19 protein-coding genes are annotated in these 21,870 nt (G+C 59.3%); all 19 read right to left on the bottom strand.

Features of this window, described 5'->3' with window-relative positions; all coding sequences use genetic code 11:
• Nucleotides 1-13 precede the first annotated feature (13 nt).
• Nucleotides 14-1,051, bottom strand: a complete 1,038-nt coding sequence (locus KTF55_RS09430; protein WP_195520694.1) for an ABC transporter permease — start codon at nucleotides 1,049-1,051, stop codon at nucleotides 14-16.
• 156 nt (nucleotides 1,052-1,207) lie between these two features.
• Entirely contained in the window at nucleotides 1,208-2,884 is a 1,677-nt protein-coding gene (locus tag KTF55_RS09425) for an ABC transporter substrate-binding protein (protein ID WP_226790587.1), read from the bottom strand.
• Nucleotides 2,885-3,180: 296 nt separating this feature from the next.
• Nucleotides 3,181-3,435 carry a preprotein translocase subunit SecG gene (gene secG / locus KTF55_RS09420; protein ID WP_006236144.1) on the bottom strand — a complete coding sequence of 85 codons (255 nt, stop codon included), beginning with the start codon at nucleotides 3,433-3,435 and terminating at the stop codon, nucleotides 3,181-3,183.
• A 119-nt stretch (nucleotides 3,436-3,554) separates the two neighbouring features.
• The gene (locus KTF55_RS09415) at nucleotides 3,555-4,304 is read right to left on the bottom strand and encodes a transposase (protein WP_217108460.1); all 750 of its coding nucleotides are present in this window, start codon (nucleotides 4,302-4,304) and stop codon (nucleotides 3,555-3,557) included.
• 241 nt (nucleotides 4,305-4,545) lie between these two features.
• A complete protein-coding gene (gene gpmI, locus KTF55_RS09410) occupies nucleotides 4,546-6,099 on the bottom strand; it encodes a 2,3-bisphosphoglycerate-independent phosphoglycerate mutase (protein WP_217108459.1) in 1,554 nt (517 codons plus the stop codon).
• Nucleotides 6,100-6,104: 5 nt separating this feature from the next.
• The gene (gene tpiA, locus KTF55_RS09405) at nucleotides 6,105-6,872 is read right to left on the bottom strand and encodes a triose-phosphate isomerase (RefSeq protein ID WP_022094882.1); all 768 of its coding nucleotides are present in this window, start codon (nucleotides 6,870-6,872) and stop codon (nucleotides 6,105-6,107) included.
• On the bottom strand, nucleotides 6,865-8,055 hold the full coding sequence (pgk, locus tag KTF55_RS09400) for a phosphoglycerate kinase (protein WP_035138885.1): 1,191 nt from the start codon (nucleotides 8,053-8,055) through the stop codon (nucleotides 6,865-6,867). The genes tpiA and pgk overlap by 8 nt, the downstream gene beginning before the upstream one ends.
• A 140-nt stretch (nucleotides 8,056-8,195) precedes the next feature.
• Entirely contained in the window at nucleotides 8,196-9,221 is a 1,026-nt protein-coding gene (gene gap, locus KTF55_RS09395; protein ID WP_055286941.1) for a type I glyceraldehyde-3-phosphate dehydrogenase, read from the bottom strand.
• 193 nt (nucleotides 9,222-9,414) lie between these two features.
• On the bottom strand, nucleotides 9,415-10,344 hold the full coding sequence (gene whiA, locus KTF55_RS09390) for a DNA-binding protein WhiA (protein ID WP_217108458.1): 930 nt from the start codon (nucleotides 10,342-10,344) through the stop codon (nucleotides 9,415-9,417).
• 6 nt (nucleotides 10,345-10,350) lie between these two features.
• The gene (gene rapZ / locus KTF55_RS09385) at nucleotides 10,351-11,271 is read right to left on the bottom strand and encodes an RNase adapter RapZ (RefSeq protein WP_022094878.1); all 921 of its coding nucleotides are present in this window, start codon (nucleotides 11,269-11,271) and stop codon (nucleotides 10,351-10,353) included.
• A gap of 101 nt (nucleotides 11,272-11,372) precedes the next feature.
• Nucleotides 11,373-12,059: an N-acetylmannosamine-6-phosphate 2-epimerase gene (locus KTF55_RS09380; RefSeq protein WP_022094877.1), complete on the bottom strand. Its 687-nt coding sequence runs from the start codon at nucleotides 12,057-12,059 to the stop codon at nucleotides 11,373-11,375.
• A gap of 140 nt (nucleotides 12,060-12,199) precedes the next feature.
• Entirely contained in the window at nucleotides 12,200-13,165 is a 966-nt protein-coding gene (locus KTF55_RS09375; protein ID WP_022094876.1) for an ROK family protein, read from the bottom strand.
• A 171-nt stretch (nucleotides 13,166-13,336) separates the two neighbouring features.
• Nucleotides 13,337-14,257 (bottom strand): dihydrodipicolinate synthase family protein, encoded by a 921-nt coding sequence (locus tag KTF55_RS09370; protein WP_035138887.1) that lies wholly within the window; start codon nucleotides 14,255-14,257, stop codon nucleotides 13,337-13,339.
• A gap of 68 nt (nucleotides 14,258-14,325) precedes the next feature.
• Nucleotides 14,326-15,177: an acetylxylan esterase gene (locus tag KTF55_RS09365; protein ID WP_217108457.1), complete on the bottom strand. Its 852-nt coding sequence runs from the start codon at nucleotides 15,175-15,177 to the stop codon at nucleotides 14,326-14,328.
• Nucleotides 15,170-16,147: an acetylxylan esterase gene (locus tag KTF55_RS09360; protein WP_217108456.1), complete on the bottom strand. Its 978-nt coding sequence runs from the start codon at nucleotides 16,145-16,147 to the stop codon at nucleotides 15,170-15,172. The genes KTF55_RS09365 and KTF55_RS09360 overlap by 8 nt, the downstream gene beginning before the upstream one ends.
• A gap of 80 nt (nucleotides 16,148-16,227) precedes the next feature.
• Nucleotides 16,228-17,055: an ABC transporter ATP-binding protein gene (locus KTF55_RS09355; protein WP_117848735.1), complete on the bottom strand. Its 828-nt coding sequence runs from the start codon at nucleotides 17,053-17,055 to the stop codon at nucleotides 16,228-16,230.
• Nucleotides 17,056-19,071, bottom strand: coding sequence for a dipeptide/oligopeptide/nickel ABC transporter permease/ATP-binding protein (locus KTF55_RS09350; protein WP_035138893.1), 2,016 nt, complete (start codon nucleotides 19,069-19,071; stop codon nucleotides 17,056-17,058). It lies immediately after the preceding gene.
• A 3-nt stretch (nucleotides 19,072-19,074) separates the two neighbouring features.
• Nucleotides 19,075-20,031, bottom strand: coding sequence for an ABC transporter permease (locus tag KTF55_RS09345; RefSeq protein ID WP_035138896.1), 957 nt, complete (start codon nucleotides 20,029-20,031; stop codon nucleotides 19,075-19,077).
• A gap of 157 nt (nucleotides 20,032-20,188) precedes the next feature.
• Nucleotides 20,189-21,802 carry an ABC transporter substrate-binding protein gene (locus KTF55_RS09340; protein ID WP_035138897.1) on the bottom strand — a complete coding sequence of 538 codons (1,614 nt, stop codon included), beginning with the start codon at nucleotides 21,800-21,802 and terminating at the stop codon, nucleotides 20,189-20,191.
• Nucleotides 21,803-21,870: the final 68 nt, after the last annotated feature.

The raw sequence follows: 21,870 nt of genomic DNA, 5'->3' as shown, positions 1-21,870 counted from the left end.
AGACGTACCTCCCTTAGGCCTTATCCGACGGACCGCCAAGGCGGATGCGCGGGTCGAGGAATGCATAGCTAATGTCGACGAGCAGGTTGATCACCATGACGACGACGACGATGAGCGTAACGCCGCCCATAACGATGGGCCAGTCACGCATGCTAATGGCGCGATAGACCTCATAGCCGATACCGGGCCAGTTAAAGACCGTCTCGGTCAGGATGGCGCCCGAAAGCATGCCGCCAAAGTCGACACCAATATAGGTAACGACGGGGATGAGTGCATTCTTAAGCGCATGCTTGATGATGATCGCGCGATTGGAGAGACCCTTGGCTTTTGCCGTACGGATGTAATCCTGGTTCATGACGTCAAGCAGCTGCGAGCGCATTATGCGGGCAGCATAAGCGGTCGAAACCGAAGCCAGCGTAATGGTCGGAAGCACATAGTGCATCCAATCCTGATACTGAGAGCTGGCACCGCCGGCACCCGAGATCGGCATGGAGAATGCACCGCCCGTGGCGTCCTTGAGAATGACGCCAAAGAACAGTTGCAGCAACATACCGAGCCAGAAGGCCGGGACGGCAACGAGGATCGACGTGGTGAGCGTTACCAAAATATCCCAGAAGGAATAACGCTTTACCGCCGAAATGATACCCGCACCGATACCCATGATTGCCTCGAGCACGATGGCGCACGCGGCAAGTTTGACCGTATACGGATACTTCTGGGCAAAGATTTCCGTAACCGGCAGCTTGCGCTGATACGAATTGCCCAGATCGCCATGAAGCAGGCCGTTCATGTAATACAAGTAACGGTCCACGAGCGACGTTTGAACGGGGTCGCCGTTCTCGTCAAGGATCGCGTTGCCGTCCTCGTCCGACTGGACCAGGTGATAGCGAACGCGAAGCTGAAGCTCCACCTCGGGGGACAGAGCCTTGTCTCCACCGATCAGCTTGATCGGATCTCCCGGCACGATATTCTGGAGGGCGAACAAAATCAGCGTAACGCCCAAAAACACCGGGATGAACTGAAGCACACGTTTAACGATGTACTTACCCATACCACTCCCCTATCTAGGGATTAACCTAAATGGGATGCCGATCGCCAGACCGGCATCCCAAAATTACCATCAGCCAGTTTACCCCAGGTTAGGGAGAACTGTATGTTTCCCATGAGGTCTACGTAAATACTTGACCCTCACGGAAGCTGCAAACTCTTAGGCGAGCTCAGCGGTACCCAGCTCGGCATGCTTCTGCGGATCGACATAGAGGTGCTTGATGCGATCGGAGCCGACGATGGTGTGCGTGTAGAACATCACCGGGATGACCGGGCAGTCGGCAGCGACCATAGCGTCAGCCTCCTGCATCTTAGCGACGCGCTCTTCGTCGTCAACAGTAGTGCGAGCCTCGTCGACCTTGGCGTCGAACTCGGGGTTGTTGTAACCGGAGCGGTTGTCGCCACCGAGGGAGTCGGAGTGGAACAGCGGATACAGGAAGTTGTCCATAATCGGGTAGTCGGCAATCCAACCCAGACGACCGAACTGATAGTTAAAGTTCTGATACTGCTCGAGCAGGGCAGACCACTCGGGGGTATCGGAGACAGCGGTAACGCCAACCTTGGCGAGGTCGCCGATGATAGACTCCATGATCTCCTTGTGGCCACCGTCCTGGTTGTAGGACAGAGTCACGTTAATGCCACGATCGCCGTCAGCGCCAGCGGGAGCAACCTTGTCGAGGTACTCGTTAGCCTTGTCGACGTCGTAGGCGCAGAACTCCCATGCGCCCTCCTTGTAGCCATCGATGCCCGGAGGAACAATGCCGTCGGCGGGGGTACGGGTACCCTTGAAGATGGTCTTGCAGATGGCCTCACGGTTGATGGCCAGGGAGATACCCCTGCGCAGGTCGGCGTTGTTGAACGGCTCGGCCGTGTTGTTGCAGGTCAGATAGTAGGTGGAAGGCTCGGCGCCGAGCAGCATGCGCTCGCCGTCGCCCATGGTGTAGCCGTCCTTGGACACGCCGCGATCCTTCTTGGCGGCATCGATCTGAGCAACGGGAACGTCGCAGACATCGAGGTTACCGGCCTGGAACTCTTTGTAAGCGGTCTCCATGTCCTTGATGACCTGGAAGTGGATGCCATCGATCTTGGCCTTGTCGCCATAGTAATCGTCGAACTTCTTGAGGTTGATCTCCTGACCATCCTCCCACTTGCCGTCCATCATGAACGGGCCGTTACCGACCGGTGCAAGATAGAAGCTCTTGGCATCGGACTCGGCGCACTCGGGAACCGGGGACAGAGCCGGGTGAGAGGCGACGAAGGGGAAGTCGGCGTAAGCGGAAGACAGCTTGACGACGAGGGTCTCATCGTCGGGGCAAGTAACACCGCTGAGCTCGGTGGCGTTACCGGCAAGCAGGTCGTCATAGCCCTCGACCATGGAAAGGTGATAGGAGACCTCAGAAGGGCCGTACTCGGTAGCGATGGCCGACTTGGTGTTGACCAGACGCTCCCAACCGAGCTTGAAGGACTTGGAAGTGACGTCGTCACCGTTGTGGAACTTGGCCTTCTTGATCTTGAAGGTGAACTCGGTGGCGTCGTCGTTGGCCTCGAAGGACTCGCAAGCCAGCGGAACGATCTCGCCCTTCTCGGCGTCATAAGAGGTCAGAGCGTCAAAGAGCTGGTACTCGACCTGAGTGCCCTGGTCCTCCTGGACATTGTAGGGGTCGATGCAGACCGGGTTGTTGATGTAGAAGTTCAGCGTCGAACCGGACTCAGAACCGGAAGCGTCGCCGCCCTTCTTGCCGCATGCGGCAAGAAAAGCCATGGAGCTCGCAGCGAGGGTGCCGCCAACAAAGGCGCGACGACCCATAACGGGCTGGTGGAACATAGAATCAGCCATGCCATCCTCCTTATGAGATAGGACAAAGAAATGTTCAGTCGGACACATGTCGAGACAATCCGATCCGAACCATCAAAACGCCGCCCGTTGCTATGGCTGGTTATGCACAACAGGCCAACGTTTTGCAATACAGTAGCGCATTTTATGCACAAATTGGGCCTGATTCCGGTCAACGGTCAAGAATTTCTTTAGTTGGGCGAAGTATGTGGTGATATTTTTGACTCTGTTACAAATATGTAAACAAAAAAGGGTCCCGCACTTGCGGAACCCTTTACAAGTACTTATGCAGCTCGTGATTAATAGCCCACGATGCCCTGCGGGAAGAAGAACATACATAGCACGACGCACACGGCAAACACGACAGCCATGATGACGGTCAGGCGGTCGAGGTTCTGCTCCATAACGCCTGTGGCAGAGCTGGAGTTATACAGCGAGCTAGCGATCATATCCGAAACGCCGGTACCCTTACCGGAATGCATCAGGACGAGAATCGTCAGCGCCACGGCAGAAACAGCCCAAACGACAAACAGAAGAATCTGGAACGGACCCATAGATAAGCTCCTTAATAGAACAATTCAAACTCCAGTACTGTACCACAACCCCCGCTCTCCCCTACCCGCCACTCGGGGACGGGGTAGAAATGGCAGAAATAGCTCTTGATTTTCATCTATTAAAGTGATTTGACAGCAGTTTGAACGACATAGCGTCCAAGCCCCGTAAGACGGACAATCTGTCGCTCACTAAAGCCGGCCTCATACAGCCTTCGAACAGCCTCGGCACGTTCAAATGGACCGGGAAGCCCTATAACATCATGGGGATCCATGCCGTTCAGAACTCCCCTAGCCTTGCGCTCCTGCTCAAATACCGTCATCGAACGACCCGTATTCAATACATAGGTATCCTTGCGGCCCGATTTGCTAAAGGATTCAAAATTTCCCTGTCCACCGATTAGACTAAATAGGATGCTTCGGTCCAGATGGCCGCCTTCACCAAGGTAGGCTTGATAGCTGCTCCATTGGTAGCATTCCGGACGGCAACCAAGCTCAATCGGATTATCGTGAATATAGCGAATTGCTTGCATAAAATAGTCGTTAGACTCGATTGGCTTACTTTTATAGCGATCCTGAAATACAGGGCCACAGCGTCCGGTCACCCTGTTGAAAAACTGACCATAGAGGGTTCCTATGTAATGGATAATCTCCCACATATGGTCCTCGTGATCAGAAAGCAGCATATGCACGTGGTTGTCCATGCGGCACCAGGCACATAACGATGCCTTGTACTGCGTGCATGCTTCGCCTGCTACGGACATGAAAAACCTGCGCTGATAATCCTCTTCGAATAGATACTGCTTGCCACAGCCTCTCATCATCACGTGGTAATAGCCATAGGGGGACTTAACTCTGGCCTGCCTTGTCATTGCTGGACCTCACAATCCGCAAGCATGTTTGCATCAAACTCTACCCAGATAGGCATTAATACAAGGTTGGCAACGAAAGAAAACTAGCCAGCGGCAAACCCTCACAGGCAAACGGGAAGTCAAGCTTTAGAGGAAAAGTATTTCTACCATTTCTACCCCGTCCCCAAATGGCAGAAATATTAAAAAGGGGGTTGTCCGGTCGTGGACAACCCCCTTACTAGAAAACGGTATTTGTTTTCTATTAGGCCTCGGTGGCGAGCACGCGGCCCGTCATCTCGGCGGAAGGCTCAATACCAGCCATGGTGAGCATGGTCGGAGCGATATCGGAAAGACGGCCGTCCTCGATACCGGTGAGCTGTGCCTTCTCATCAACGATGATGAACGGCACACGGTTGGTGGTGTGAGCCGTAAACGGATGCTTGGAACCGTCGGAAGCAACGTCAAACATGTGATCGGCGTTGCCGTGGTCGGCGGTAATCAGCGCAAAGCCGCCCTTGGCGAGAATCGCCGGGACAACCTTGGACAGGGCATCGTCAACAGCCTCGACAGCCTTAACGGCAGCGTCGAAGACACCGGTGTGACCAACCATGTCGCAGTTCGCGAAGTTCACGATGTAGAAATCAGCGCGATCCTCGTTGATGGCGGCGACGAGCTTCTCGGTAACCTCGGGAGCGCTCATCTCGGGCTGCAGATCGTAGGTAGCAACCTTGGGGGAAGCGACGAGCACGCGCTCCTCGCCCTCCTTGGGCTCCTCGATGCCACCGTTGAGGAAGAACGTCACGTGGGCGTACTTCTCGGTCTCGGCAGTGTGCAGCTGCTTCAGGCCATTGGCGGCGATAACGTCGGCCAGGACGTTCTCGGGGAACGTCTTGGGGAAGGCGACCTCGACGTCAAACGTCGGATCGTACTCGGTCATCGTCACAAAGTGCGAAAGCTTGATCTGCTCGCGCTCAAAGCCGTCGAACTCCTTGTCCGTGAACACGCGGGTCATCTGACGAGCGCGGTCGGGACGGAAGTTGAAGAAGATGGCCGCGTCGCCCTCGTGAATGCCCTCGTTGTGGGCAGCGAAGGGCTCGACGAACTCGTCGCCGCGCGGATCCTTCTCGTAGTAGGCCTTGATACCGGCAACGGGGTCGGTATCGGCATCGGACGCGTTGACCATGACGTCGTAGGCGCGCTGGATGCGCTCCCAACGATTATCGCGGTCCATGGCCCAATAACGGCCCGAGACGGTGGCAACGCGAGCGTCGCAACCGGTCTCCTCGGAGATCTTAGCCAGGAAGGCGCAGAACTCACTCATGTAACCGGCACCGGACTGCGGGTCAACGTCGCGACCATCCATGAAGGCGTGGACGCGAACGGTCTTGACACCGTGCTCGGCAGCCATCTTGACCAGAGCCTCGACGTGGTTCATGTGAGAATGAACACCGCCCGGGCTCATAAGGCCCATGAGGTGGAGAGTCTTACCGTCAGCCTTGACGTCGTCCATAGCCTTGACAAAAACCTCGTTCTTGGCGATGGAGCCGTCCTTGATGGCGTTGTTGATGCGCGAAAGCTCCTGGAACACGATGCGGCCGGCACCGATGTTGAGGTGACCCACCTCGGAGTTGCCCATCTGGCCGTCGGGAAGGCCCACGTCCTCGCCCGAAGCACCGAGCGTGGTGTGGGGGTACTTCTCGTACAGGCCATCAAGGAAGGGCGTCTTGGCAGCGGCGACGGCATTCTCGCCATCGGCCGGAGCAAGGCCGCAGCCATCCATGATAATCAGGAGTGCAGGAAGATGACGTTGTGCCATATGTCCTACTCGCCTGCCTTGACGACCATAGAGGCGAAGTCGGCAGCCTTGAGCGAAGCGCCGCCCACGAGGGCGCCGTCAACGTCGGGCTTGGCGACGAGCTCGGCGATGTTGCCGGGCTTGGCGGAACCGCCATACAGCACGCGGATGCCGTTAGCGAGCTCCTCGCCGAACATCTCTTTGAGGGTCTCACGGATAGCACCGCAGACCTCCTGAGCATCCTCGGCGGTAGCGGTCTTGCCGGTGCCGATGGCCCAGATGGGCTCGTAGGCGACGACGACCTGCTTGGGGCAGGTGATCTCAAGGCCAGCAAGGCCAGCCTTGACCTGGTTCACGACGTGCTCGACATAGGTGCCAGCCTCGCGGACCTCGAGGGACTCGCCGCAGCAGAAGACGGGAACAAGACCGGCGGCAACGAGAGCCTTGGCCTTCTTGTTCTGGTCCTCGTCGGTCTCGTGGAAGTAGTCGCGACGCTCGGAGTGACCGATGATGCAGTAGGTGCAGCCAGCGGACTTGAGCATGTCGCAAGAAGACTCACCGGTGAAGGCACCCTTGGCCTCCCAGTACACGTTCTGTGCACCGAGGGCGATGGGGGCAGCCTGAATGCGGTCATGAACCGTGGTGATGTCGATGGTCGGAGGGCAGACGAGCACCTCGACGCCAGCCGGAACCTCGGGCAGAGCCTGAGCCAGCTCGTCGGCGAGCTTGGCGGCCTCGGCGACGTCGTTGTTCATCTTCCAGTTACCAGCGATAAGAAGGGTGCGATTAGGCATCGAGAAGCGCCTCCACTCCGGGCAGGGCCTTACCCTCGACGAGCTCCATGGAAGCGCCACCACCGGTGGAGATCCAGCTCATCTTGTCGGCCAGGTTGAACTTGTTGACAGCTGCGACAGAGTCACCACCGCCGATGATCGAGGTGCAGTCAGCCTCGGCGAGAGCCTCGGCGATAGCCTGGGTGCCGTGAGCAAAGTTGTCAAACTCGAAGACGCCCATGGGGCCGTTCCAGAACACGGTCTTGGCGCCCTTGACAGCCTCGGCATAGAGCTCCTCGGTCTTGGGACCGATGTCCATACCCTCACGATCGTCGGGGATAGCGTCGGAAGCAACAACCTCGGGGACAGCGTCCTCGCCAAAGTGATCGGCAACACGGTTGTCGATGGGGAGCAGGATCTTGACACCCTTCTCCTCGGCCTTCTTGAGCATCTCGCCGGCGCGCTCGACCCAGTCCTCTTCCTTGAGGGACTGGCCAACGGACAGGCCCTGAGCCAGGAAGAAGGTGTAGGCCATGCCGCCACCGATGATCAGGGTGTCAGCGGAGTCGATGAGGTGATCGAGAACGCCGATCTTGGAGGAAACCTTGGAACCACCGACGATGGCGACGAAGGGACGCTCGGGCTCGGCGAAGATGCCGGTCAGCGTGTCGACCTCCTTCTCGAGAAGGAAGCCGGCGACGGCGGGCAGATAAGCGGCGGGGCCCACGACGGAACCCTGGGCGCGGTGAGCGGTGCCGAAGGCATCGAGAACGAAGACGTCACCATAGGAAGCGAGCTTCTTGGCGATCTCGGGATCGTTCTTCTTCTCACGCTTATCGAAGCGGACGTTCTCGAGAACGAGAACCTTGCCCGGCTCGACGGCAGCGACAGCCTCGGCAGCCTTCTCGCCGTAGGTGTCGGCGACAAAGGCAACGTCGAGACCAGAGAGCTCAGCGAGCTTCTTGGCGACGGGCTCGAGGGACAGCTCGGGCTGGAAGCCGGTGCCCTCGGGACGGCCGAGATGGCTCATGAGGATGACGCGAGCGTTGTGCTCAACGAGGTAGTTGATGGTGGGCAGGGCAGCCTTGATACGGGTGGTGTCGCCAACGACGCCATCCTTGATAGGCACGTTAAAGTCAACGCGGACGAGAACGCGCTTTCCGTCGACATCGATGTCGCGGACGGTCTTCTTGGTAAAGGCCATGTTTGCTTCTACCTTTCGTACGTGTCTGCCTCCCATTACGGCAGACGATTTCTTATAAAAAGGGCGCGACCCTAGGGTGTAAGCCCTATAAGGCCGCGCCCTTCTTTAGACGCTCAACGAGCTATTCGCTAAAAGCTAAATTAAGCAACGAACTTCTCGAAGTACTTGATGGTGCGGACCATCTGAGAGGTGTAGGAGTTCTCGTTGTCGTACCAAGAGGTGACCTGAACGAGGGTCTGGCCGTTGCCGAGGTCAGAGCACATGGTCTGAGTGGCGTCGAAGATGGAGCCGTGGGTCTCGCCGACGATGTCGCGGGAGACGATCTGGTCCTCGTTGTAGGCGAAGGTCTCGGGGATGGTCTCGGCGTAGGCCTTCATGGCAGCGTTGACCTCGTCGACGGTGACCTTCTTGTCAACGACGGCGTAGAGGTTGGTCAGCGAGCCGGTCGGCGTCGGGACGCGCTGGGCGGCACCGATGAGCTTGCCGTTGAGCTCGGGGAGAACCAGGCCGATGGCCTTGGCAGCGCCCGTGGTGTTCGGGACGATGTTCTCGGAGCAGGCGCGGGAGCGACGGAAGTTGCCCTTGCGCTGCGGGCCGTCGAGCGGCATCTGGTCGCCGGTGAAGGCGTGGATGGTGGTCATGATGCCGGACACGATGGGAGCGAAGTCGTTCAGACCCTTGGCCATCGGGGCGAGGCAGTTGGTGGTGCAGGAAGCAGCGGAGATGATGTTGTCCTCAGCGGTCAGCGTCTCATGGTTGACGTTGTACACGATGGTGGGCAGATCGCTGCCGGCCGGAGCGGAGATGACGACCTTCTTGGCGCCAGCGTTGATGTGGGCCTGAGCCTTAGCCTTGCTGGTGTAGAAGCCGGTGCACTCGAGAACGACGTCGACGTCAAGGTCGCCCCAAGGCAGGTTGTTGGCGTCGGCCTCCTTGTAGATCTTGATCTCCTTGCCGTCAACGGTGATGGAATCCTCGCCAGCAACGACCTCGTGATCGCGAGCGTAGTTGCCCTGCGTGGAGTCGTACTTCAGCAGGTAAGCGAGCATATCGGGAGAGGTGAGGTCGTTGATAGCGACGATCTCGGAGCCCTCATGACCGAACATCTGACGGAAAGCCAGACGACCGATGCGACCGAAGCCGTTAATAGCAACCTTTACTGCCATTGTGTCTCCTTTCGTAAGGCCCCCGCGAGCTACAGCGCCCGCCGTTGAGGCCCACAAACTAACCACTCGCCTAATATACCTTTTTTTTGACTTGAATTTCACGAGAATGCTCGAAATTGAAAATCAAATTTACGTTAAAACGTTTTAAAGACTAAAATAGCAGCTAAATCCATATATAAGTCGTTACTTCAAACTACCTGTTTGCTTCAATGAGCTTTTCAAGCCGTAAAACACGATGGTAGAGGGCTGACTTCGACAAGGGAGGGTCAGCCATCTCCCCCAAATCACGCAGCGACAGATCAGGATAGCGCTCGCGCAGGTCGCAAAAGACCGCCAAGGCATCCGGAAGCGCATCGCGAAGGCCACGCTGCTCGAGCTCATCGATAAGCGCAAGCTGATGTTGGGCAGCACCGGCGCTTCTGGTCTGGTTGGCGAGCTCGGCATTCACGCGACGGTTCACATCGTTCTTAACCAACTTGACCGCGCGCGCCTCCTCAATCTCGGCAACGCTGCGCTTGGCACCAATCAGCTTTAATAGATGCTCGATTTCCTCGGCGCTCTTAATGTACACGGCATATGACCCCCGCCGTGCATTAACACGAGCATGGACCCCAATCTGCTCCAACAGCTCGCAAAGTCCCTTGGCATATTGCTCGCCCTGCACAGCGATCTCCAGATGAAAATCGCCGCGTGGATCGGCCACGAAGCCGCCCGCGATGAGCGCGCCGCGGATATAGGCAAGTCTACAGCATGGACGGGCGACAATGTGACGCGGCACACCTGCGACGAGCCCTCCCCTACGGTCGAGAATGCCCAGCAGCACCAGAGCCTTATCCAAATCGGGCTGATCAGGCAAGGTGATGAGGTAGTTTCGAACCTTATGCAATACAGATTTACGGACGGTGAACTCCGTTTTGAGCTTAAGGATACGATGCGTCAGCGTGATCATCGTGCGCGCGACGGCTCCCGTCTCAGTCGCAACCGTCAAACGATACCGCCCAGAGCCGGTAAGCGAGAGCGTACCGCTCACGCGCGTGAGGGCGGCAAGCGTCGACAAGTCGCAGTATTCACATTCGGGTTCGCAGCGCGCAAGCTCGTCGCGCACCTCAGCGGTAAACGACATGCAGGCCTATGCCTTCGTGTTGGCGCGCGACAGGTCGCGGTGGGAGATGCTCACATGGTACTGAGCGCCTTCCAGGTAACGGGCCGTGGCCTCGGCAATGGCAACGCTGCGGTGCTGGCCGCCCGTGCAGCCGATGGCGATAGAAAGCTGCGGCTTACCCTCCGCGATATAGCCCGGCATCACCGTATCGAGCAGCTGTGTCCAAGCCTTCCAAAACTCCTGCGTCTTGGGATGGTCCAGAACAAAATCGGAGACCTTTTTATCGAGACCGGTCATCGTGCGCATCTCGGGATCGTAGAACGGATTAGGCAGGAAGCGGACGTCGATCATAATGTCCGCCTCGACGGGCATGCCGTGCTTAAAGCCAAACGAGAACACGTGGACGTCCATGAGCTGCTGGTCGGACAGCTCGGAAAATGCCATACGTAGCTTGTTGCGCAGCGCAGAGGTGCGCAGACGGCTCGTGTCGATAATCATATCGGCTCGGTCGCGCACGCCCTGAAGCTGAAGGCGCTCGCGCTGAATGGCATCGGCCGTAGTCTCCCCCGGCTTGGCAATGGGATGACGGCGGCGATTTTCGCTGTAGCGACGAATCAGCACCTCGTCAGAAGCCTCCAGGAACACGATGTCGCAGCTCATCTCGCGCTCTTCGAGCGCGGCGACCGCATCGAGCAACTCGTCAAACAGTCCCTGGCTACGCAAATCGCAGGTGACGGCGAGATGCCTGCCCACGCCCGTATTGATGCCGACGAGCTCGGCAAGCTGGGCGATGAGACGCGGAGGCAGGTTATCGATGCAAAAATAGCCCATGTCCTCGAACACGTGCATGGCCTGCGTGCGGCCCGATCCGGACATTCCGGTGATGATGACGATATCGGGGATGCGCTCCGAGCGCTCCGCCGCATCCATGGCATCTCCCTTTTGCATGTGCTGCCTCCCGAAAACAAGCGCGGGACCCAGCAACCCGGATCCCGCGCGGTCAATTGCCTATATTGAGTATACCGCCCCGAGCGGATACGAGGCCTGTCTTACGCCTCAAGCGCAGCCTTGAACCAACTCGTAATACTCGTGGGGTGCGTGATGGCGGTGCCGACGACAACGGCCCAGGCGCCAGCATCGATCGCGGCGCGAGCCTCCTCGGGCGTATGCACGCGACCCTCGCAAATGATGGGAAGGCCGGGGAATTCCTCGGTCGCCTGACGCAGGAGCGGCAGATCGGGGCCATCGGCCATGGTGCAGTCGATGGCGGCGACGCCGTGAGAAAGCGTGGTGGATACCAGGTCAAAGCCCATATCAACAGCACGGCGAATATCCTCGATGGTGGCACAATCCGCCATCAGGAGCACACCCTCCTCGTGCAGCGGGCGGAAGGTATCCTCGACCGTCTTGCCATCGGGGCGCGGACGATCGGTGGCGTCGATCGCCACGATATCGGCACCGGCAGCAACGCAGGCGCGAGCGTGACGCAGCGTCGGCGTGATATAAACGCCCTCGTGCCCATCCTTCCACAGGCCGATGACGGGAACCTCACAGCGACCCTTAATGGCGGCAATGTCGGCAAGGCCCTGGCAGCGAATGGCGGCGGCGCCGCCAAGCTCGCAAGCGCGAGACATTTGAGCCATGGTCTCGGGCGTACGAAGCGGCTCGCCCATATACGCCTGAACGCTCACGACGAGCTTGCCCTTCAGGGATTGAATCAAAGGATCGACGGTCATGTTCGACTCAACCTTTCTAAAAACAGCCTTCTGAGACACCGCACCTTGACGTTCAAACCGTCGCTCACGTACCGAAGTACGCTTCGCTCCTCTTTCACGTCAATCTGCGGCACCTCAGAAGGCGCACTTGGTAGTTATGTTTACTTCAACGATGCAAGAAGGTGTTCGGCGGCACCGATGAGCGGAGCATCGCCCTCCAGAGAACCGATGAGGATCGGCGTGTCCTGAAGCGGATCGAGCGCCTGGCTGGCATAGCCCTCGTGCACCGAATCCTTCCACGTCTGCGAACGCCAATCGGGACCTTGATGAATCACGCCACCCGAAAGCACGATGACCTCAGGGTCCAGGATGTTAGCGAGAGAGCCCAAGCTGGCACCCAGCGCAAAGCCGGCGTCATGGATGACCTCGGTCGCCTTTGCGTCGCCCGCACGGCACAGGTCGTTCACATCGCGACCGACCGAAGGACGGCTGGGGTCGACGCGACCAAAGCGCTCATCGTACATACGACCAATGGAAGTGCCCGAAGCAACCGACTCCAGATGGCCGGAACGCCCGCAGGCGCAGGGAATGCCGGCGGCAGCCGAGCACTCGATGTGGCCCATATGACCGGCAGCACCATGGAAGCCCTGCATCACGCGGCCGTTCTCGACATATGCGCCGCCGATGCCCGTACCGATGCCAAGACACAAGACGGAGAACTTGCCCTTGCCGACGCCCCAGTGGGCCTCGCCCAGAGCATGAGCCTGCACGTCGCCTACAACGGCAACGGGAAGACCGAGGTCCTCGCGCAGACGCGGCCCCAACTGAACGCCGGACCAGCCGGGCATGATCTCGTTGGCATACGCAATGGCACCCGTCTTGGGATCGACAACGCCGGCGGCACCGATACCGACGCCAAGGACCTCGACATCGGGATTCGCCTCGAGAGCAGCCTTGATGGACGCCTCGATACGCTGGAAGACGGCCTCGCCGCCCTCTTGGGCCTCGGTGGGAACCTCGGCCTCAAAAACGGGATGGGGCACACTACCGTCAGCCGGGTACTCCATAATGGCGGTCGCAATCTTGGTGCCGCCGATATCGACAGAGCAGACGTACTTGTTCTCCATGTCGCTCTCCTTAGGAGATAAAAAACAACTACAGGAAATGAAGGCTGCGTTATCGCCGCAGCTTGGTAAAGGTTTCCCGGGTGCCCGAGGTTGGGGTGAAAGCGGTCGGGCGTTGACCTAATGGGTCACGCTCGACCGCTTGAGCCCCAAGATCGGGTGCCCGGGAAAGCTTTAAAGGAGACCGTTGTCCTGAAGGACCTTCTTAATCGCCTCGACGTTCTCGCCGGTCATGGCCTTCACCGGGCGCGGCATGGTCGGGCTGTCGAAGATGCCCATGAGGTTCATAGCGGTCTTGAAGGCGCCGACGCCACCGGCATAGCCCTGGACGCCCGAGGTGACATCCCAGATGTGCGAAATCTCATTGAGGCGGTCCTGCTCGGCCTTGACGGTAGCCCAGTCACCAGCCTGAGCGGCCTTCCACTGACGCACGTAGCCCTCGGGCTCAACGTTGGCGAGACCCGGGACGGAACCGTCGGCGCCACCGAGGTAGGCGCCGTCGACAACAACCTCGTGACCGGTGAGAATGCTCATCGGATGGCCGTTCTTCTCGTTCTCCTGAACGAGGTAGCGGAACGAGATGTCATCACCCGAGGAATCCTTGACGCCGGCCAGAACGCCCTCGGCACCGAGCTTGGCAAGGAGCTTCCAAGGGAGCTTGGTGTGGACACACACGGGAATGTCGTAGGCGAAGATGGGCAGGTCGAGTTCCTCATGCAGGATGCGGAAGTGCTCCTCGACCTCAGTCATGCCCTGCAGGGCATAGAACGGGCAGGTGGCGACAAGCGCATCGGCGCCCAGCTCCTGAGCGACCTTACCGTGCTCGATCATGCGCTCGGTCTCGGTGTCGATGATGCCGACCAGAACGGGAACGCGGTGGTCGACGATACGGACGGCCTCGGCGATGATCTGACGGCGACGCTCGTCGGTGGAGAAGACGACCTCGCCCGAGGAGCCCAAGAAGAACAAGCCATCGACGCCGGCATCGATCATGCGGTTGATGCTGCGCTCAAAGGAGGCAACATCGAGCTGGTGGTCTTCGGTATCGGGAACAACGACGGGAGGGATAACGCCGGTGAATTTCTGAGTTGCCACAAGAATCTCCTTAGTTGTCTGGCGGGCAGCCCTATGCCGCCCACTCTTGTTGGCAGTGTCCAGGCCGTCTAGGCCAAAGAACACGGGTAGAACGTTTGGTTAAAGAAGTCGACGACTTCGTTTTCGAACGCATTGATGCGCTCGTGAGCGTATTTGGCATAGATGATATGCCTCCGGTCACACTCAAGACCGTTGAATACGGCAAACTGATCCTTGGGATCGCTCACGGTATCCATAAGCGATGTGCCCATGAGCACCGATCCGCGCACCCGAGACGACAGCGCCTCGAGGCCGTCAGGAAGCGGATTGGCAACCGCCGTGCAGGCGAGGCCCCGCTCGTCCAGAGCAGAAACCGCCAGCGCGACTCCGCCGCCAAGACCCTCACCCCATGCAAAGATGCGGTCGGGGTCCATGCCATCAAGATTGCGCGCCACCTTCGCCAGCGCGCAACCCCAACGGACGCGCTCGACAAAAGCGGGCGAAGAAATCCCCCTCTGCAGGTCGTCCGCACCAGCAACATCGTCATCCAGTGCAAGCACGGCATACCCCATGGCGGCAAATCTCGTCATGTGATGCCAGCCGCGCACAGGCCGATCGATGTCGTGGAACATCAGGCACAGCGGCACGCGCTCAGATACTCGGGCACGACCGACAGGCTCGATCAAACGAGCGTGAATCGCATCGTCACCGAGCTCAAAGGAGACCTCCGAGTAACGGGCGCAGGGATTAACAAAGTCAATCGCCGTAATGGCCGGACCTTGAATCTCAAGATTCGAAGCGCATGTCTCTAAATCGGAAACATCTGCTTGGACATCACCGCGCCAGTCCCGATATTCTGCGAGCCTTGACGAAACCGTCCCAGCAATTCCCGCAAGCTCGGGGACAATCAGCTCATCGATATTGCTCTCGCACTTAGACATGAGCCTCCCCTCCCTTACAGAAAAACGGAATGATCAGATCGTCAAAATCCTGAATCTCCTCGTGGCCAAAGCCTTCAAAGAACTCATGACGCTTTTCACAGGTCAGGTTGTTGTAGACCGCAAACTGCGTCGCCGGAGGACAGACGATATCGGCTGTGCCCGTGCCAAACAGCACGGGGCATTTGACCATAGGGGCAAAGTTCTTGGAATCGAAGTACGCCAGCTTGGCATAGGCTTCGTCAATACGAGTCGAGTCCTCGTCAAACCAGCGAGACCAATAGCGCAGGCCCTCGTAGGCAATGTCGTCGGCATCCAAATCCCAGACCAGACGGAAATCCGACAGGAAGGGATAGAGGATGGCGGCGCGATTGATAAGCTCGCTGTTAAGCGCACAGGTCGCAATGCCCAAACCGCCGCCCTGCGACGCGCCGTTCACAAACACACGGGAAAGATCGATGCCCTCGAGCTCGCGAACGATGCGGCACAGGATGCGAATATCTTGGTGCAGGCGGACATAGTAGAGATTGGCCGGGTCGCCGTCGATACCGGCAACGATATGCCCGGCAACCGTCGTGCCTTCAAATCCACCAATATCCTCGGAGGGACCTCCTTGGCCGGGGCAGTCGAGGGCGATGAGTGCCATGCCCATGCCCGCAAACGACGCCTGCTCAAACCAGCTGCGGCTTGCACCCGGATACCCATGAAACTGAAGCACCAATGGCACGGGCTCGTCCGAGACGGGTTTAAGGTACTTGGCATGCAGGCGAGCGCCACACATGCCGGTATACCAGAGGTCGAAAAGCTGGCAGGTCGCGGCATCGGTGACCGATGCCGTCTCGATCGCATAGTCAAGCCCGACGGCGTCGGCCTCGGCCATGCGATCCTTCCAAAAGAGATCGAAATCTGATGGACGGGGCATGGCGCCTCGATATTCACCAAATTGATGTTGTAGCTCCTGAGCACTTGGCATGGCTCGTGAACCCAACCTTTCGAAATCGCAACGGAGGTGCGCCCGGCAAGGGAACCGGGCGCACGGGAGGGAAAGCGAGGCTACTCGCCGAGCTTGGGGTGCAGCAGCGACGGCGCAGCGCCGAGCAGCATCTTGGTGTAGGGGTCCTGGGGGTGCTGGAAGACCTGCTTGGCCTCGCCCTGCTCGACGATCCTGCCGCCATTCATAACGATGATGTCGTCAGAGATATAGCGGACCGTCTGGATGTCATGGCTGATGAACACCATGGCCAGGCCGAGCTCCTTCTTAAGGTCGGTCAGCAGGTTCAGAATCTGCGCGCGGACCGAAACGTCCAGAGCCGAGGTGGGCTCGTCGGCGATGATGGCATCGGGGTTCAGCGACAGGGCACGGGCAATTGCGACGCGCTGGCGCTGGCCGCCCGAAAGCTGGCCGGGAAGAACCTCGGCAGCGGAGCTGGGCAGACCGGTGAGCTCCAAGAGTTCCTTGACGCGCTTCTCCTGCTCGGCCTCGGTACCCAGGTTGTGGACGCGCATGGGGTCGAGCAGCTGCTCGCGAACGACCATGCGGGGGTTGAGCGCCGTGGCCGGGTTCTGGAACACGACCGAGATGACGCGACCCATGTGGCGACGGTCCTCGGCGGTACGTTTGGTAACGTCCTTGCCCTTAAAGTAGACCTTGCCGCTCGTGGGGGCCTGCAGGCCGCACATGACGTTGGCGGTGGTGGACTTACCGCAACCGGACTCGCCGACGATGCCGATCGTCTGACCGGGCATGAGCTTAATCGTTACACCCTGGACGGCGTGAACCAGGTTGGGGTGGAGAATCGAGCCGGTACGGGTCCTAAAGGTGACGTGGACGTCATCAAGGAAGATGATCGGCTCGACGCCGTTGACTGCGGTCTCGCTCATCTACATCACCTCCGCGTGAGGGGTCAAACCATTTGCCTTGAGCACCTCGTCGGGGAGCTCGGAATAGAAGTGCTCGGTGCCGGGCACGCGCTTGAAGACCGGACGGGTGTCCAGGCCGATGCGCGGATGGCTCGAGCGGGGCGCGAAGCGATCGCCCTTGGGGAAATCGCGCGGGCTCGGAACGGCGCCGGGCACCTGGTGCAGACGGCCCGAACCGCTCTCGATGGACAGAACGGAGCCCAGAAGGCCGCGGGTGTACTCGTGGATCGGGTTGGTGAGCAGTTCCTTGGTGGGCGCCTGTTCGATAACCTGACCGGCGTACATAACCGTGATGTTATGGGCGACCTCGGCGACCAGCGCCAGGTCGTGCGAAACGAAGATCATGGCAAAGCCGAGCTTGGCCTGAAGATCGTTGAGCAGCTTGATGACCTGCTTCTGAACGGTAACGTCCAGAGCGGTCGTGGGCTCGTCGCAGATGACCAGCTTGGGGTCGCGGGTAAGGGCCATAGCGATCAGGACACGCTGACGCTGGCCGCCGGAAAGCTCGTGCGGATAGCTCTCGAGCGTGCGTTTGGGATCGAGGCCGACGAGCTCCAGGAGCTCCTCGGCGCTACGGGTTCCGCCGCGCTTGGTGAGCTGCTTCATCTGGGCAGAGATGAGCATGGAGGGGTTGAGCGAGGACAGGGCGTCCTGATAGACCATAGCGATATCGGTACCGCGCAGGCCGAACCACTCCTTCTTGCTCATCTTGAGCAGGTCACGGCCCTCCCAGAGGACCTCGCCGGAAAGGTGCTCGTCATCGTCGGTCAGGCCCATGATGGCCAGCGTGGTGATGGACTTACCGCAACCGGACTCGCCCACCAGGCCCATGGTCTGACCAGGACGGACGTCAAAGTTGACATGGTCGACAACGTTGATATCACCGTGATGCTCAAACTGAATACAGAAGTCACGGACCGAGAGAATCGGTTCGACAGACTCGTCGGGCACATGGCGATCGTCACGCTTGAGCTCGACATCGCGCAGGGCGCCAAGGCGAGCGGAGAGGGACTGGGCCTGCTCCTTGTAGGCGCGAACGGGGTCGGAGACCAGCAGGTCGGCCTCGCGACGCTTGGAGGAATCGGTCGGATCCAGGGCGGCGGAGGGGGCAGCGGCCATAGCGTCGGTAATGCCCTCGGAGAGGATGTTGAGCGCCAGGCAGGTAATCATGATGGCCAGGCCCGGGAACAGCGCCTGCCACCAACGGCCAGCGAGCACGCCGCCGCGGGCGTCGGCGAGGATGTTGCCCCAGGTAGCGGTGGGCTCCTGGATACCAGCGCCGATGAAGGTCAGCGAGGCCTCGAAGATGATGGCGTCGGCGACCAGGGTAACGGTGAAGACCATGATCGGGGCGATGCAGTTACGCAGAACATGCTTGATCAAAATCCACGGAGCCTTGGCGCCGGAAACGATGACCGCACGAACATAGTCCTCGCCGTACTCGGACACGATGTTGGCGCGCACGATACGGGCAATCTGCGGAGTGTACATAAAGCCAATGGCGAAGATGATCGACGGCACGGAGTTGCCCAGGATGGAGACGAAGACGGCCGCGAGGGCGATGCCCGGGATGGACATGATGATGTCCAAGATACGCATGATCGTCTCGGAGACGGCCTTGCGCGAAACCGCTGCAAGGGCGCCCACGACCGAGCCGCAGACCAGAGCCATGGCAGTGGCGCCAAAGCCGATAATCAGCGAGTAACGACCACCGTAGAGCATACGCGACAGAATGTCGCGACCCTTATCGTCGGTACCGAAGATAAATCCGTTGCCGGGAGCCTGGCGAGCCGTAAAGATCTCGACCGGGCTATAGGGGGCAAGAAGGGGCGCCAGAATCGCAGTCAGGGCGACCAGCACCAGCACGACGGCGGCAATCTTAGAAGACAGCGTCATCTTCTTCCAGCCACCGAGCTTGAGCCCCTTGGAGGCAGCCTTCTCGAGCTGCTCGGTTTGCTTCTCTCGAATCTTTACCATAATCTACACCGTCCTGATGCGCGGGTTGATGAGCAGGTAGAGCATGTCAACCACGATGTTGATGATGATGAAGGCGAGAGCAACGACGATGACGACGCCCTGAACCAGGTTCGCCTCGTTGCCCTGAACGCCCTGCAGAATCGCGGTGCCCATGCCGGGGAGGTTGAAGATAACCTCGATGACGACAGCGCCGCCCATGAGGTAACCGATCTTAAGACCGAGGGTGGTGACCGGGGTGATCAGCGCATTGCGAAGAACGTTGATGCCGACGACGACCTTCTCGGGAACGCCGGCGCCGCGAGCCATACGGACATAATCCTTGTCGAGCTCCTCGACCATGGCGGTACGCACGATACGAGTCATCTGGCCCGTCAGCGGAAATGCCAAGGCGATGGCGGGCATGATCATACGTCCCAGATAGCCAACCGGATTCGTGGTGAAGTGAGGCAGAGCACCCGATGCCGGGAGCACCTTAAGGTAGGAAGAGAACAGCAGGATCAACAGAACGGCAAGCCAGAACGACGGGGTTGCCAAGCCGGCGATGGAAAAGACGCGGATCACTTGGTCCGGCCATTTGTCGCGATACAGTGCCGCGATGACGCCGAGCAAAAACGAAACGACCGCACCGATGGCAAGACCGATGAAGGTCAGCTGCATCGTGACGGGCAGGGCCGTGGAGATGCGCTTGGCAACGGAGTTGCGAGCAGCACCATAGGTGCCCATGTCGCCATGGATCAAATCGCCCATATAGCGCACGTAGCGCACGGGCCAGGGGTCGTCCAGACCATACTTCTCATGGTACTCGGCAACCGCCTCGGGCGAGGCACCGTCACCCAACGCCGTGTAGGCGGGGTCGGTCTTGGAGAACGACATAAGGAAGAACACCAGGACGGTGACGCCCAATGCCATAATCGGCAGCGCCACAAGACGCCTTCCAATCAAACGTAGCAAGTTGTTCACGTTCTCTCCCCTTTCTTTTGTCGGTAGGACCAACTGGTATATGAGTACGGATACTCATTACAAGACCCGAGCGACATCGTTGCCGCCCGGGTCTTTGTTTCAACTATGAGGATACGATCCCAACGACCGACATCCTGCATACAGACTCAAGCGAGTCTTACGCCTTGACGGTCGCAACGCCCCTGAAGGACATGCTCGTCGTGCCGATGCCCTTGAAGCCATCGAGGGCCTCGCCGTTGGGCGCAGTGGACGGATCGTCCCAGGAAGCGGAGACGGTCTTGACGTGGACAACGGGGTACAGAACGGCGTTGTCGGCAATGATGTCGAAGCACTCGTTCCACTTCTTCTGCTGCTCGTCGCCCTCGGCGGCAAGAGCCTCGTCCATGAGACCGTGGAGCTTCTGCCACTCAGCGGACTCCTTCCACGGGCAACGGGTCTGCATCCAGACGTTGTCGCCGTACCACCAGTTGAGCAGCAGGTCGGGATCAGCGCCGAAGCAGGAAGGATCGCCAGGGGCAAGGAGGATATCGTAGGCCTCGCCGCCGTCAATGGCAGCGTAGGTAGCCGGCGAGGTATCGGTCTGGATGGTCACATCGAAGCCGAGAGCGTCGAGGTCGTTCTTGACCTGGGCGGCCATGCCCTTAATCTGCTCGTTGTCGGTGGTGCGCAGGGTGATGGCACCCGGGGTGATGCCAGACTCCTCGATGAGCTTCTTAGCCTTCTTGGCGTCGGTCTTGTACACCGTGGAAGCCTCATGATAGTTGGTGAAGCTCTTGGGCAGGTAGCAGCTGGCAGCGGTGGCAAGGCCGGCGAAGGTGTTGCTGACCATCTTCTCGGTGTCGAGCGCATACATGACGGCCTGACGGACCTTGACGTTGTTCCAAGGCTCCTTGGCGACGTTGAACATGATGAAGCGGGTGCCGAAACCCTGAACGTTATCGATCTTGCAGCCGGCGCTCTCGAGCTGGTCGACGGCGTCAGCGGTAACGAGCTCCATAACGAGCGTGGAGCCCTCCTGCTGAGCGGTAACGCGAGCGGTGGGGTCGGTCAGGATGCTGTACTGGATCTTCTTATCCTCGGCAGCATACTCACCGTTGTACTCGGGGTTGGGAACCAGAGTGATCTCGGTATCGGAGATAGAGTCGTACATCCAGGGGCCGGAACCGATCGGCTGCTTGGCGCGATCCTCCTCGGTCTGGGTGGCCGGGGTAACGCGGACGATGGCCAGACGATCCTTGAGCAGGGAGAAGTTGGGGACCTTGGTCTTGACCGTCACGGTGCTGGCGTCCTTGGCCTCGATGGACTCGAAGGGCTGGAAGAACGGAGCATAGGTAGCGGAAGCGGCGCAAGCGGTGTAGGAGGCAACGACATCGTCAGCGGTGACCTCGGTGCCATCGGAGAACTTGGCACCCTTACGGATGGTGACCTCGAAAGTGGTGTCGTCCACAGACTTGGGATCGTCGGTGGCGAGCTCGTTGAAGGTGCTGTAGTCGTGGTAATCGATGCCGTAGAGGCCCTCGACGACGTGCCAGTTAGCACCCAGGCCCACAGCGGAGCCGGTGCTGGCGGGATCGAAGCTGGACGGAGCGTAAGCGGAACCAGCGGTGATCACGCCGCCGCCACGGTTGGCGGAATCGGTGGAACCGGAAGCGGAACCCTCGTCGCTAGAGCTGCCACCGCAGCCGGTGAGACCAAGCCCTGCGACAGCAGCGACGCTGCCGGTGAGGCCGAGGAACGAACGCCTGGACATACCCTTGTTGATGATGGCCATGTCTTCTCCTATCAATAGAGAATCTTACTCGGGAGCACCTAGACTTGCCCCCGCGCAACTTGCGGACG

The organism is Collinsella sp. MSK.8.10, from assembly GCF_019041915.1.
Taxonomy (GTDB): Bacteria; Actinomycetota; Coriobacteriia; order Coriobacteriales; family Coriobacteriaceae; genus Collinsella.
The sequence above is the reverse complement of the archived record's forward strand: the minus strand, read 5'-3'. Positions and strand labels throughout refer to the sequence as shown.